The organism is Pseudomonas sp. MD195_PC81_125 (genome assembly GCF_014060985.1).
Taxonomy (GTDB): domain Bacteria; phylum Pseudomonadota; class Gammaproteobacteria; order Pseudomonadales; family Pseudomonadaceae; genus Aquipseudomonas; species Aquipseudomonas parakoreensis.
In genome coordinates, this window is sequence record NZ_JABULD010000524.1 from 1 (window position 1) to 14,619 (window position 14,619).

At 56.8% G+C, this 14,619-nt stretch carries 9 protein-coding genes and 4 pseudogenes; 3 read left to right on the forward strand and 10 right to left on the reverse strand.

Translation table 11 applies throughout. The features are described from left to right. The first annotated feature begins 863 nt into the window (after positions 1–863). Positions 864–1,226: a hypothetical protein gene (locus HT737_RS20795; RefSeq protein WP_182403921.1), complete on the forward strand. Its 363-nt coding sequence runs from the start codon at positions 864–866 to the stop codon at positions 1,224–1,226. 540 nt (positions 1,227–1,766) lie between these two features. Here HT737_RS20795 and HT737_RS20800 read toward each other — a convergent pair. After that, positions 1,767–2,582, reverse strand: coding sequence for a VanW family protein (locus HT737_RS20800; RefSeq protein WP_182403922.1), 816 nt, complete (start codon positions 2,580–2,582; stop codon positions 1,767–1,769). A gap of 215 nt (positions 2,583–2,797) precedes the next feature. Between HT737_RS20800 and HT737_RS20805 the strand changes: the two are divergent. Continuing rightward, positions 2,798–3,605 (forward strand): annotated as a pseudogene (locus tag HT737_RS20805) (glycosyltransferase family 2 protein). Positions 3,606–3,934: 329 nt separating this feature from the next. Here the strand turns inward: HT737_RS20805 and HT737_RS20810 are convergent. The 3 genes and pseudogenes from HT737_RS20810 to HT737_RS31890 form a co-directional block, all read right to left on the reverse strand. Further along, the gene (locus HT737_RS20810; RefSeq protein ID WP_182403923.1) at positions 3,935–4,519 is read right to left on the reverse strand and encodes a hypothetical protein; all 585 of its coding nucleotides are present in this window, start codon (positions 4,517–4,519) and stop codon (positions 3,935–3,937) included. A gap of 85 nt (positions 4,520–4,604) precedes the next feature. Further along, positions 4,605–4,787, reverse strand: coding sequence for a hypothetical protein (locus tag HT737_RS20815; RefSeq protein WP_007961361.1), 183 nt, complete (start codon positions 4,785–4,787; stop codon positions 4,605–4,607). A gap of 11 nt (positions 4,788–4,798) precedes the next feature. Continuing rightward, positions 4,799–5,042: pseudogene (locus HT737_RS31890) on the reverse strand (hypothetical protein). Between the two features lie 429 nt (positions 5,043–5,471). Between HT737_RS31890 and HT737_RS20825 the strand changes: the two are divergent. Then, entirely contained in the window at positions 5,472–7,523 is a 2,052-nt protein-coding gene (locus HT737_RS20825; protein WP_041068421.1) for a bifunctional diguanylate cyclase/phosphodiesterase, read from the forward strand. A 96-nt stretch (positions 7,524–7,619) separates the two neighbouring features. On the opposite strand, the gene HT737_RS20830 is transcribed toward HT737_RS20825, so the two are convergent. From HT737_RS20830 to HT737_RS20855, 6 genes and pseudogenes are all read right to left on the reverse strand, one after another. Beyond that, positions 7,620–8,618: a sulfate ABC transporter substrate-binding protein gene (locus tag HT737_RS20830; protein ID WP_182403925.1), complete on the reverse strand. Its 999-nt coding sequence runs from the start codon at positions 8,616–8,618 to the stop codon at positions 7,620–7,622. A 181-nt stretch (positions 8,619–8,799) separates the two neighbouring features. Continuing rightward, positions 8,800–9,624, reverse strand: coding sequence for an ion transporter (locus HT737_RS20835; RefSeq protein WP_182403926.1), 825 nt, complete (start codon positions 9,622–9,624; stop codon positions 8,800–8,802). Positions 9,625–9,645: 21 nt separating this feature from the next. Further along, positions 9,646–10,560, reverse strand: a complete 915-nt coding sequence (locus tag HT737_RS20840) for an urea transporter (protein WP_182403927.1) — start codon at positions 10,558–10,560, stop codon at positions 9,646–9,648. Between the two features lie 207 nt (positions 10,561–10,767). Next, positions 10,768–12,185 (reverse strand): annotated as a pseudogene (gene pyk, locus HT737_RS20845) (pyruvate kinase). Continuing rightward, positions 12,182–13,456, reverse strand: a complete 1,275-nt coding sequence (locus tag HT737_RS20850) for a glycerate kinase (RefSeq protein ID WP_131670003.1) — start codon at positions 13,454–13,456, stop codon at positions 12,182–12,184. The pseudogene pyk and the gene HT737_RS20850 overlap by 4 nt, the downstream one beginning before the upstream one ends. A gap of 170 nt (positions 13,457–13,626) precedes the next feature. Beyond that, positions 13,627–14,521, reverse strand: a pseudogene (locus HT737_RS20855) (2-hydroxy-3-oxopropionate reductase). Between the last annotated feature and the right edge of the window lie 98 nt (positions 14,522–14,619).

Here is a 14,619-nt window from a genome sequence, read left to right on the forward strand (position 1 = left end):
AACCGGAAGGGAACAGATTTATCTTCCGGCTTGCCCCCATTTTTCGACCTGAAAATATGAGCCCAACTGTCAGGGTGATATCACCCAACTAGATCTGATAAACATGTAATGAATATCGACAACACTGTAATACGAGCACTACCAGAAACAAAATAAATGGTTATTACGATAGCAAGCATAGTTAAAAGCACGCACAATAAAATACTTGTCGAATATTCAACGCCCTATGGAAAAGGCTTGTCAGTATGTAAAGACTCACCCCCTAAAGCAAATAAAAAACTTGATGTCGAAATCAATATAGATGATGAGTTCATTTGGGGTGAAAACTTGATTCCCTCCACAAAAAAACGCACCTTCTATATCCTTCAATCTAGGATTCACATACATCACAGGAGAGTTAATCGCTATTGAGGACGACGGTTGCGGTGTATTAAAAATTGGGGATGCGATAATATTAATTTCTATTGAGCAAAAAAAAATTATCCTGCCCATATTCGTAGATATTATTGCAAAAGAAATATCCATCCACCCAACCAACATATGAGCAAGCGGAAAAACACCAAAAGCTTTCATCTAATATTACCCCACCCTTTGAATCCCTACTCTAGGTTAACGTGATTAAAGCGAACCAATTAAAGAGGAAATATTTATTTTGCAGCCCGCCCCTTTTTAATCAATAGAGATTGAAAACATTCCTTTTGCAAAGCCTCTTTTCATAAAATAAATCCGTCCCCTTTCCCACCAAGCAGGCGCGAGCTAGTGGTAATCGAATGTATAGCGCATCTCACGACAGTATAACATTTAGGATCTACCTAGATGAAACACTAACAACCGCCAAAAATTTTCACCCAACGATGAAATAGATGATGACCATAGAACAGCTTTCAGAAAAGCAACGCGGCATAGTCAACAATTATCTACTAGACTTACTGGAGTCATCATCCTTACAAAACTCTAGTTTTTTGCCAAAAGCTTTAGAAAGCCTAATTAAATCGCATGGCTTTGGCATAGAAATGTCTGGGATATATATAAGCACGGACGAAGATCCAGAAAATATCCCTGAATACCTGAAAGATGGAATTGCTTTTGAATTTATGGATAGCCACGTCACATTGCCATTTAAAGACGCTGCCGCCTTTATCATTTCTTGGTGCGCTACACAAAAACAGGTGGAAGAGCTTAATCTAGACATAACGCTAGAAAAACTTAAGAAAAAATTCAGCTAAACAATTAGAACCAACAAATTAAAAAATAAATCTCGGCAAAAGGGGGCGGAAAACAAAAAAAATACGAAATAAACGATAAAACAACGATGAGTTTCCGGAGCAATTCATCAAACACGCAAACTCATTTATTATCGAATGCAAAATTGACGACTCTAAGCAAGGCTACGCGGACATTCCAGAACTTGAAAAGATAAATTACCCAACCTTTGATAAAATTTTAAAAACCCATCACTATTTAGCGGCCAGCCTTATAAAAGATTGTCTTTTATTTCGAGCTTTTTTATTTCTATTTCAAAAATCAGAAATACCTGAACTAGTTATAAATAGCATAAAAGATGTAAAATCAGATGAAATGTCAATTACGATCATGGGTGATACGTATCCAGCTCAGAAAAGTTGATGAACGAAAGGTGTCAGATTTATTTTCCAACTCTAATCAAAAGAGATTGAAATAAGCCCGTCTCCTTTTACACGACCACACTTCGCATACGGAGTCTCGCCGCCCATTAAATGATTTTTTCACCATCTACGGTATAGCGATCATCTCTCCACCATTTCCTCCGCCACCTCATACTTAACCACCACCCGATTCCGATACAACCTCACCCGCTCCACCAACTCCCCCACCTGCCCCTTCTCCCTCACCTCCCGCCAGATCTCATTCTCCCGATAGACCCGCTCCCCCTCCCGCACAAACCGATGCCCTTCCTGAAACACGTGATACCGATATGCCCGCACCTGATCGCATAACAACTCGCCCTCCAGCTGCGTGTCCCCCACATTCAACTTCAACTGAAAACTCCGATCCGTCGGGTTGTGCAGTACCAGGTCAACGTAGTTGTAGAAAATTGCCGCACCGGAACCGAATGGCAGCACTCGCCCCTCATCCGGGAATGGATCGAAGCTGTGGTTGGAGCGTTCAACAACGACCAGCGGCGAGTGAATCGCCATCCAGTGGATCAGGTTGCTCAGTTGGCAGATTCCGCCGCCGATACCGCTGCGTGCTTCGCCGAAGGACAGTTCCATGCCTTCGACGTAGCCGCGTTTGCGGGTTGGGCGGCCGACGAGGCGGCAGAAGGAGAAGTGTTCGCCGGGGGCGATGATGAGGCCGTCGATGGCGGCGACGGCGAGTTTGAGGTTGATGACTTTGTTGTGTTGCAGGGCGAGGTCGGAGTCGCCGAGTTTGCGGATGAGTTTCGAGGTGTGTTTGAGGTAGCGGAATGGCAGACGATCAGCGTCGGCAACGAAGCGCGAATAGCGTTTGCTGGAGCAACGCCAGGCGATCTGGCGGAACAGTCTTTTTTGCCACACGCGCAGCCAGTACAGGGCCGGGTGATAGAGGGAAAGTGGTTTCATCCTTGAGGCGACGGCGGGTGCCGTTTCTTCCTTGAAGCATCTGAGGGGCGCGCAGTTTAGCCTGTGGGCCGGATTGCGTCGTGCGCGAGATGTCGTGTCTCGAAACACCTCGCCTCACTTCCTGAACAGCAAATTAAGCTTCAACTAAGCTTGCGTCGCTAGCATCCCGGCCCGAGAGACACCTGTCGCCGATCAACCGCGGATGAGCTTCCCGAATGAGCCTGTTTGATTTACCAGCCGTTACGCAGCCGAATTTCAGTCTTGTATTGGTAAATTACAAAACCCCGGACATCACCCGGATGTGCCTGGAGTTGTTGCGTCAGCACGTTCAGGCGCAGCGCATTCCGGTTTGGGTGGTGGACAATGATTCTGCCGACGCCAGTCTGGATTATTTGCGCTCGCTGGACTGGATCAATCTGATCGAACGCTCCTCCCCCGGCAAAGAAGCGGGACATATTGCGCATGGCAAGGCGCTGGATCTGGCGCTGGGAAAAGTTGAAACCGACTATCTGTTTTTGCTGCACACCGACACTTTTTGTCTACGACAAGGAAGTCTTCGCGATGATGCTGCGTGAGTGCGCAAAGTCTGCAGACATCGCTGCAGTCGGGTGTGTCGAGCAAATCAATCGCGGGATTGTCAGAGACACCTGGCGACTAACTTCGCGGTTTTGCAAACACTATATTCGCCGGGCGAAAACGGCATTGGGTTTGCGCAGTAAAGAGCCGAAACCTTATCGGGAAACTCACCTCAAAAGTTTTTGCACGTTGTGGAACGCCAGGTTGATGAAGTCTCAGGGACTGCACTTTTGCATGGATGACCGAGTTCCCGGTTATACCCTGCAGGATCGAATGGTCGCTTTTGGCTTCGGCATCAAGCTGCTGTCACCGCGCAAGATTTTCCGCTATCTGAATCACATCCAGGCAGGCACCGTCGCTGCCGCCGGCACCTACGGCAAAAACCACCGTCGTACCAGAATGTACGAGGCCACTCTCAAACGTTTTGAAAAGCAAGCATCGGTTTGATCATGAACACAAAAAAGGGCGACCGCAAAGTCGCCCTTTTTTTAATCTGAAATTGTATACATCCGCTCCGAAGAGGTGTTCGCCCAGTGTAATGGCCTGGCAATCCATGCACCGGTAAAGAGCCCTGACACTGGGCGAACGGGAAGGATTTTAATAGAAGTTGGCGGATATGTCGTCATACACAAAGGTAAATTTTATGTACGAAGAAGTTAATAGATATTTATCGACGAAATCCTTTCGTGAAACTTTCAAAGCACGGCTCAGCTCATTTCAGATGATTGTTCTCATACAATAATTTGTACAAGAACAATCATCTGTAGAGTTAATACTCAGCTTTCATGCTGACTGGTCACTTTTAATACATCGGTATAAGTGACAACTACGCTCTGCCCTACTTTCAGATCTTTCAGCTTGGCTTGGATTTCAGGCTTTTTCACGTCGAGGGTTTTCGACTGACCCTGCGGGTTTTGCAGGGTCACCTGATTATTCTTCAAATCAATTTTGGTGATTTTCAGATGCACCTGAATCTGGCGATAGGCCTCGCCGCCCGGGTTTTCGCTGCCCGGCGCCTTGCGCAGCTCGCCGCTACGCTCGACGGTGCCAGGCAGACCTTTATCCACATCGGTATCGAGGTAAGCCGCCACCGAGCGTTGTACTTCGACTTTTACCAGATCGCCGACTTGAAGATTGGCGAGGTTTTTCGCCTTGTCGCTGAGCTGGACGTGAACCTGACGACCTTCTGCACCTTCGAGCACGACCTGATGGTTGGCCGCATCGACGGCCAGCACTTTGGTGGTGACCTGATCGGCCTCAAGGGTGGCGGACAGCGGAATGTCCGCCGCCATGGCAACGAAGCTGGTGACGGACAGAACGGTTGCAAGGGTGACGGCCTTGGCCAGAGCGTGGAGCTTCATAAGCGGTACTTTCCCTGTAGTGAATGGCAGCAACCGGCGCCAATGCGTGTTTGGCGCCGAATGTGCCACTGAGCATAGACGCTGTTCAGGGCTTGGCTTTCGTTTCTGCCGCAGCAGTCTCTTGCGCAGTGGATTCGCCACTGGCGGTGCCCTTGCCGCTGTCCTTGCGTTGCTTGGGGTCGGTCGGGCGCAGGGCGTCGTTATCGCGCTCGGTCTCTCCCGGTGGCCGGGGTTCATCGGGATGTTCACTGGGGGATACGGGTTTCATGGGAGTGCTCCTCAGGCGTCAGGGTCATCCAGTTCATTGGCGACATTCGCGGCGGGCGAATTCTTGTGCAGGTCATCGGCCTTGGCGCGCAGGATCTGCCACTGCTCCAGATCGATCGCGCCTTGACCGAGCAGGTCGTCGGCGATGCGTTGCAGGTCGAAATAGTGAGCATCGGGGGACTGCTGCCAGTAGGTCTGATCGTCGAACAGGCGCTGCCAGGTGCTGAGGTCTGGGGGTTGGCAGGTCGTCGCTCATGGCTAATCCTCCACGGGTAATAGTTTGTAGAGGCTGCGCAATGAAACGGAGTTCAACCCAATCCCTGTAGGAGCTGCCGCAGGCTGCGATCTTTTGACTTTGATTTTTAAAAGCAAGATCAAAAGATCGCAGCCTGCGGCAGCTCCTACAGGGAATAGCGTTTTTCTCACGATAACCGTTGTCTGCGGCGGCTTGCCGGGGCAGCACATCGGACTAACATCAAACAGAGGAAAAATTGTCCCGCACCGCTCAAGTTGAGGGCCGAAACTACCGACACAGTACAAATAGAGCTGACACTCCAGACAGCAGCATTTCGGCCAACGCCACAGGCAAATATCCTTGGGCTTGATTGTCCCTTTGACTGCCAACACGGGATTGCCAATACTCATGGCAACTTGACGCTACCCGCACGGAACAAGGAATAACCCTTTGAAGCTGGAACTCAAGAACAGCTTGTCGGTGAAGTTGCTCCGGGTCGTGCTCCTTTCGGCATTGATCGTCGGCGTGGTCTTGAGCTGCGCCCAGATTGTTTTCGATGCCTATAAAACCCGCCAGGCGGTGGCCGGCGACGCGCAGCGCATCCTCGACATGTTCCGTGATCCCTCGACTCAGGCGGTCTACAGCCTGGACCGGGAAATGGGCATGCAGGTGATCGAAGGCCTGTTCCAGGACGACGCCGTGCGCCAGGCCTCCATCGGCCATCCGAACGAAGCGATGCTCGCGCAAAAATCCCGTGAGTTGCAGCACTCCAACAGCCGCTGGCTGACCGATCTGATCCTCGGCCAGGAACGCACCTTCACCACCCAACTGGTCGGTCGTGGCCCCTACAGCGAATACTACGGCGACCTGAGCATCACCCTCGACACCGCCACCTATGGCGAGAGTTTCATCGTCAGTTCGGTGATCATTTTCATTTCCGGCGTACTGCGCGCCCTGGCCATGGGCCTGGTGCTGTATCTGGTCTATCACTGGCTGCTGACCAAGCCGCTGTCGCGGATCATCGAGCACCTCACCGAAATCAATCCCGATCGCCCCAGCGAGCACAAGATTCCGCAGCTCAAGGGCCACGAGAAAAACGAACTGGGGATCTGGATCAACACCGCCAACCAGTTGCTCGAGTCCATCGAGCGCAACACCCACCTGCGCCACGAAGCGGAAAACAGCCTGCTGCGCATGGCCCAGTACGACTTCCTCACCGGCCTGCCGAACCGCCAGCAATTGCAGCAGCAACTGGACAAGATTCTGGTGGACGCCGGCAAGCTGCAACGCCGGGTCGCGGTACTGTGCGTGGGGCTGGATGATTTCAAGGGCATCAACGAGCAATTCAGCTATCAGACCGGCGACCAGTTATTGCTGGCACTGGCCGATCGCCTGCGCGCCCACAGCGGTCGCCTTGGCGCCCTTGCTCGTCTGGGTGGCGACCAGTTTGCCCTGGTGCAGGCCGATATCGAGCAGCCTTACGAGGCGGCAGAACTGGCGCAAAGCATCCTCGATGATCTGGAAGCGGCGTTTGACCTCGATCATCAGCAGATCCGCCTGCGCGCGACCATCGGCATTACTCTGTTCCCCGAAGACGGCGACAGCACCGAGAAGCTGTTGCAGAAGGCCGAGCAGACCATGACGCTGGCGAAGACCCGCTCGCGCAATCGCTATCAGTTCTACATCGCCAGCGTCGACAGCGAGATGCGCCGCCGTCGCGAACTGGAAAAAGACCTGCGTGACGCGCTGATTCGCGACCAGTTCTACCTCGTCTATCAGCCGCAGATCAGCTACCGCGATCACCGCGTGGTCGGGGTCGAAGCACTGATTCGCTGGCAGCATCCGGAGCATGGTCTGGTGCCGCCGGACCTGTTCATCCCGCTGGCCGAGCAGAACGGCACCATCATCGCCATCGGCGAATGGGTGCTGGATCAGGCCTGCAAACAACTTCGGGAATGGCACGATCAGGGCTTCGTCGACCTGCGCATGGCGGTCAACCTGTCCACCGTGCAACTGCACCACGCCGAGCTGCCGCGGGTGGTCAACAACCTGCTGCAGATCTACCGCCTGCCGCCGCGCAGCCTCGAGTTGGAAGTCACCGAAACCGGCCTGATGGAAGACATCAGCACCGCCGCCCAACACCTGCTGAGCCTGCGCCGCTCCGGGGCGCTGATTGCCATCGACGACTTCGGCACCGGCTACTCATCGCTGAGTTACCTGAAAAGCCTGCCGCTGGACAAGATCAAGATCGACAAGAGCTTCGTTCAGGACCTGCTGGATGACGACGACGATGCGACCATCGTTCGCGCCATCATCCAGCTGGGCAAGAGCCTGGGCATGCAGGTGATCGCCGAAGGCGTGGAAACCGCCGAGCAAGAGTCCTACATCATCTCCGAAGGCTGTCACGAAGGTCAGGGTTACCACTACAGCAAGCCGCTGCCGGCCCGGGAGCTGACTGCCTACCTCAAGCAAGCCCAACGCAGCAACGCGGCTATTTTATAAAGTCAAAAGATCGCAGCCTGCGGCAGCTTCCTACAAGGGGTTCGCCACAAAAAAGGCGACCTGTTGAGGTTCGCCTTTTTCATTTCAGTTCACACCTTACTGACCGGTATAAATCTGATCAAAGATCCCGCCATCATTGAAGTGGGTCTTCTGCACCGAACGCCAGTCGCCGAAGGTTTTCTCAACCGAGAGGAAGTCGACTTTCGGGAAACGATCGGTGTACTTCGCCAGCACTGCCGGGTCCCGTGGACGCAGGTAGTTGGCGGCGGCGATTTCCTGGCCTTGCGGCGACCACAGGTACTTCAGGTATTCATCGGCGGCAGCGCGGGTGCCTTTCTTGTCGACCACTTTGTCGACCACCGACACTGGTGGCTCGGCTTCGGCGGAGACGCTCGGGTAGATCACTTCAAACTGATCGCGACCGAATTCGCGAGCGATCATCTCGGCTTCGTTCTCGAAAGTCACCAGCACGTCGCCGATCTGGTTGGTCATGAACGTGGTGGTCGCGGCGCGGCCACCGGTGTCGAGTACTGGCGCTTGCTTGAACAGTTTGCCGACGAAGTCCTTGGCTTTGTTTTCGTCACCGCCATTTTTCAGCACGTAGCCCCAGGCCGAGAGGTAGGTGTAGCGGCCGTTGCCCGAGGTTTTCGGGTTCGGCACGATCACCTGCACGCCGTCCTTTAACAGGTCCGGCCAGTCTTTCAGGGCTTTCGGGTTGCCTTTACGGACGATGAAGACGGTGGCCGAGGTGAACGGCGCGCTGTTGTTCGGCAGGCGGGTGACCCAGTTTTCCGGCACCAGTTTGCCGTTGTCGGCGAGGGCGTTGATGTCGGTCGCCATGTTCATGGTGATGACGTCAGCCGGCAGGCCATCGATCACCGAGCGCGCCTGCTTGCTCGAACCGCCGAAGGACATCTGCACGGTGATGTTTTCGTTGTGCTCGGCCTGCCAGTGTTTCTGGAACGCCGTGTTGTAGTCCTTGTAGAAATCGCGCATCACGTCATAGGAGACGTTGAGCAGGGTCGGTGCGGCTTGAGCCACGCTGCCAAAGGCAAGACCGGCGGCGAGAAGTGAGGCGCCAAAGAGTTTTTTCACTGCGCATTCCTTGTTTTGTTTTGTGTAAGATCTGCCGCAGGCTGCGATCTTTTGATTGTGTTTTTAGAGAATCAAGATCAAAAGCTCGCAGCCTGCGGCAGCTCCTGCAGGGGGTGATGTTTAATTGCCACTGACTATAACGGGGCACGCATAGTCGTTTAAAGATTAAAAAGCTCTGTGCTTATTCCACTTTCTTGAACAGCTGACTGCCACACCGCGAGCAAAACGCCGCGCTGTGTTCATGGCTGTTTTTCTTGCACACCGGGCAGTCGTGTTGCAGCTGTTCGCCGCGCATGGCGTTGGCCAGTTCTGCGGTGAAGATCCCGGTGGGCACGGCGATGATCGAGTAACCGGTGATCATCACCAGCGAGGAAATCACCTGGCCCAGCGGGGTTTTCGGCACGATGTCGCCGAAGCCGACGGTGGTCAGGGTCACGATAGCCCAATAGATGCCTTTGGGGATGCTGGTGAAGCCGTGTTCCGGGCCTTCGATCACGTACATCAGGGTGCCGAACACCGTCACCAGGGTGCAGACGCTGACCAGGAACACCACGATCTTCTGCTTGCTGCCGCGCAGCGCCGACATCAAATAGTTGGCTTGCTTGAGGTATGGGCTGAGCTTGAGTACGCGGAAGATCCGCAGCATCCGGATGATCCGGATGATCAGCAGGTACTGCGCATCGCTGTAATACAGCGCGAGGATCCCCGGCACGATCGCCAGCAGATCCACCAGTCCGTAGAAACTGAAGGCGTAGCGCAACGGCTTCGGTGAGCAATACAGGCGCAGGATGTACTCGCCGAGAAAAATGACGGTGAAGCCCCATTCGATGTAGGCCAGCACATCGGCGTAGTTCTGGTGAATGCTGTCGATGCTGTCGAGCATCACCACCACCAGGCTGGCGAGGATGATCAACAGCAAGGTGCCGTCGAAGCGCCGCCCGGCGAGGGTGTCGCTCTGGAAAATCATCACGTAAAGCCGTTCACGCCAACTGTTGCTGCTGTCCATGGATAACGCCTGAATTGAAGATCAGCGCAGCCTAGGTTGATTGTCCCCCTGTGCGCAAGGCGTGGCGTCGACGGTCGCTTTGCCGAGCATCTGGATCCCGGCGCGGATCAGCCAGCCGGCGAGGATGAACGGCGCGGTCAGCGTCGCCAGACCAAGGGCGGCGAACAGCGGCGTGACCAGCAGCGCCAGGACGATGCCCAGCAGCGGCAGCCACGGTTGTTGACGCTGTGAACTGAAGGCGAGGGCGGCGAGCACCGCGTTGTAACTGCCCAGTCCCAGCAACGCTGCAGCGGTTTCGTGGTGCAGCAGGCTGGATGCCAGGCCGATGCCCGAAGCCAGTAGCGCCCAGCAGAACGCGCGGCGATCGGCGATCAACAGACCGATGCCGATCAACGCGCCGGCCAGCGGATGACCGAGGAACATCACCTGACCCAGTCCACGCAGTTCAGCGGCGAGCAGGTTCAGCGTGGTCATCTCGATGTGAGTCATCGGCGCAGACGGTTCGGCGAACAACAGTAACACCCAGCTCATTGCTACAAACGGTGAGGTGTACGCCGGTATCGATCGGCTGCGGTACACGTGTTTGAGCCATTGCTGAGTGACCATCGCACTGAGGCCGCCGGCCGCCAGAATCAGCGGCGGCAGCATCGGCGACCACGGGAAATACAGGCTCAGCACCAAGCCAAGCAGCACGCCGTTGTAACTGAACAACCCGGCCTGACGATCCGCCTTGGCGTAGTTGCGTCGTTGCGCGGTGAGCAGTCCGGCGACTGCACCGAGCAGCGCGCCGGCAAACAGCACCGGCGCAGTGAGCAGGATCGCCAGCAGGCACAACAGGCCGCACAGCGGATGGCGCTGGAGGAAAATCTGACTGAAACCGTTGAGCAAAGCCTCGGCCCAGTCGGGGCAGTGGGTGTTGAAATGATTGGCAGGCATGTTGAAAAAATCTGGGCAGTGGGACAATCAAAAGGTCTTGCTTACCTGTGGTGAGGGGATTTATCCCCGATGGCTGCGAAGCAGCCCCAAATCGGTGAATGCGGTTTTTCTGTGAAAACCGTCACTCTCTTGAAGCGGTGACTGCTGCGCAGTCAATCGGGGATGAATCCCCTCACCACAGGTTTTGTATTCACATCAAAATATGGGTCAGATCAGCGTTTCGATCCGCAGTGAGTTGGTCGATCCCGGCTGCCCGAACGGCACACCGGCGGTGATCAGCAAGGTATCGCCACGCTCGGCCATGCCTTGCGCCTGGGCGATTTCCAGCGCGGTGGAGCACACTTCATCGACCTGACGCAGGCGATCGTTGACCACCGAATGAATACCCCACGCCACGCTCAAGCGCCGCGCGGTCTGCAGGTTCGGCGTCAGGTTGAGGATCGGCGCTTTCGGTCGTTCCCGTGCCGCGCGCAACGTCGAAGCGCCCGATTCGCTGTAGTTGACCAGCACCGCCACCGGCAGCACGTTGCTGATGCGGCGGATCGCGCAACTGATCGCATCGGACACCGTTGCCTCGGCTTTCGGTCGGCTGACGTCGAGTTGGGTCTGGTAGTCCGGACCGTTTTCCACCTGGCGAATGATCTTGCTCATCATCTGCACCGCTTCCAGCGGGTATTCGCCGGACGCGGTTTCGGCCGACAGCATCACCGCATCTGCGCCTTCAGCCACGGCGTTGGCCACGTCGGTGACTTCGGCGCGGGTCGGGGCCGGGGAGAAACGCATCGATTCGAGCATCTGCGTCGCCACCACCACCGGTTTGCCCAGTTCGCGGCAGGTGCTGATGATGTTTTTCTGGATCTGCGGCACGCTTTCTGCCGGCACTTCCACGCCGAGGTCGCCGCGAGCGACCATGATCGCGTCGCTCAGTTGGGCGATTTCGCGCAGTTGCTCAACCGCCGACGGCTTCTCGATTTTCGCCATCAGGAAGGCCTTGTCGCCGATCAGCTCGCGGGCTTCGAGAATGTCCTGCGGGCGTTGCACGAACGACAGCGCCACCCCAGTCCACCCCCCAACTCCAGGCCGAAGCTCAGGTCGCGGCGATCCTTGGCGGTCAGTGGGCTGAGGTCGAGCACCGCTTGCGGCACGTTCACGCCTTTGCGGTCCGACAGTTCGCCGCCAGCGAGCACGGTGGTGTCGATTGCGTCGGTGTATTTACTGACCACGCGCAGGCGCAGTTTGCCGTCATCCAGCAGCAGATCCATGCCGGCTTCGAGCGCGGCGATGATCTCCGGGTGCGGCAGGTTCACCCGGCGTTCATCGCCCGGGGTCGCGTCCAGATCGAGGCGGAACGCCTGACCGCGATGCAGCTGCACCTTGCCGTCGGCGAACTTGCCGACGCGCAGTTTCGGCCCCTGCAAATCCATCAGGATCCCCAGCGGATAGTTGAGCTGGCGCTCGACTTCGCGGATCCACTGATAGCGCTTGGCGTGGTCGGCGTGATCGCCGTGGCTGAAGTTCAGGCGGAAGATGTTGACCCCGGCCTCGACCAGTTCACGGATGTCTTCGATGCCGTCGACGGCAGGCCCGAGGGTGGCGAGGATTTTGACCTTTTTATCAGGCGTCATGATTTGCAGTTCTCAAGGATCAGGATGGCGCGGAAGTCGTTGACGTTGGTGCGGGTCGGTTCGGTGACGATCAGCGCGTCGAGCGCCTCGAAGTAGCCGTAACCGTTGTTGTTATCCAGCTCGTCGCTGGCGCTCAAACCGAGGGCGGCGGCGCGGGCGTAGCTGTCCGGGGTCATGATCGCGCCGGCGTTGTCTTCCGAACCGTCGATGCCGTCGGTGTCACCGGCCAGCGCGTAGACGCCGGGCTGGCCTTTGAGGCTGTCGGTGAGGCTGAGGAGGAATTCGGCGTTGCGCCCGCCACGGCCATTGCCGCGTACGGTCACCGTGGTTTCGCCGCCGGAGAGAATCACGCACGGCGCTGCCAGTGGCTGCCCGTGATTGATGATCTGCCGGGCGATGCCGGCGTGGACCTTCGCCACTTCGCGGGATTCACCTTCCAGGTCGCCAAGGATCAGCGTGCTGAAACCGGCCTGGCGGCATTTCACCGCCGCGGCATCCAGCGATTGCTGCGGGCGGGCGATCAACTGGAAATGGCTGCGGGCCAGGCTTGGATCGCCGGGTTTGACGGTTTCCGATTCCGGGCTTTGCAGCCAGGTGCGCACCGAGGCCGGGACTTCAATGCCGTAGCGCTTGAGGATCGCCAGCGCTTCGGCCGAGGTGCTTGGGTCGGCCACGGTCGGACCGGAGGCGATGACCGTGGCGAGGTCGCCCGGCACATCGGAAATTGCGTAGGTGTAGACGGTGGCAGGCCAGCAAGCCTTGCCGAGGCGGCCGCCCTTGATCGCCGAAAGGTGCTTGCGTACGCAGTTCATTTCGCCAATGGTCGCGCCGGATTTGAGCAGGGCTTTGTTGATCGACTGCTTGTCGGCCAGGGTGATGCCTTCGGCCGGCAGGGCGAGCAGGGCAGAGCCGCCACCGGACAGCAGGAAGATCACGCGGTCGTCTTCAGTCAGATTGCTGACCAGTTCCAGCACGCGTTTGGCCACGGCCAGGCCGGCAGCGTCCGGTACCGGGTGCGCGGCTTCGACCACTTCGATTTTTTCGCACGGCGCGCCGTGACCGTAACGGGTCACTACCAGGCCCGAGACTTCGCCCTGCCAGCTGCGCTCGACCACTTGTGCCATGGCAGCGGCGGCTTTGCCGGCGCCGATGACGATCACCCGACCCGTGCGATCGGCAGGCAGATGGGCTTCGAGGACCTGGTTCGGATGGGCCGCGTCGATGGCTGTGGCAAACAGCTCACGCAGCAGTTGTTGCGGATCGACCGACATGGCGGGCTCCCGGAATTCTTGTTATTGGGATGGAACGACAACGGTGCAGCGACGCGATCCTTGTGGGAGCTGGCTTGCCAGCGATTCAGGCGCCGCGGTCATTCAGGCGGACCGAGTCGATGCCATCGCGGGCAAGCCCGCTCCCACAGGGAGCGAGCCAGAAGCGCAGATTACTTCTTGTCGCGAATCGAGAAGTTGGCCATGTGTTCCAGGCCCTTGATCAGCGCCGAGTGGTCCCAGTTGCTGCCACCGATCGCCGCGCAGGTGCTGAACACTTGCTGGGCATTGGCGGTGTTCGGCAGGTTGATGTTGAGTTCCTTGGCGCCTTGCAGGGCCAGGTTCAGGTCCTTCTGGTGCAGGCTGATGCGGAAGCCCGGGTCGAAGGTGCCTTTGATCATGCGCTCGCCGTGCACTTCGAGGATCTTCGACGAAGCGAAACCGCCCATCAGCGCTTCACGCACCTTGGCTGGATCGGCACCGTTTTTCGAAGCGAACAGCAGGGCTTCGGCCACGGCCTGAATGTTCAGCGCGACGATGATCTGGTTCGCTACCTTGGCGGTCTGACCGTCGCCATTGCCACCGACCAGGGTAATGTTCTTGCCCATGGCCTGGAACAGCGGCAGGGCGCGTTCGAAGGCATCGGCGTCGCCACCGACCATGATGCTCAGGGTCGCGGCCTTGGCGCCGACTTCACCGCCGGATACCGGGGCGTCGAGGTACTGCGCGCCTTTTTCGTTGATCTTCGCGGCGAAGGCCTTGGTGGCGGTCGGCGAGATCGAGCTCATGTCGATCACTACTTTGCCTTTGCCGATGCCAGCCGCGACGCCATCGGCGCGGAACAGCACGTCATCGACCTGCGGGGGTGTCCGGGACCATGACGATGATGAATTCAGCTTCCTGCGCCACTTCGCGCGGGTTGGCGAGGGCGACGGCGCCAGCAGCCACCAGGTCGGCCGGAGCGGCGTCGTGGTGCGCCGACAGGAACAGGCTGTGACCGGCTTTCTGCAGGTTCGAAGCCATTGGGTGGCCCATGATGCCGGTGCCGATAAATCCGATTTTAGCCATGAGAAAATCCTCTTGTTTTTGTGTGGCTCTCTGTAGGAGCTGGCGAAGCCTGCGATCTTTTGATCTTGATCTTGAAAAGCAAAGTCAAAAGATCGCAG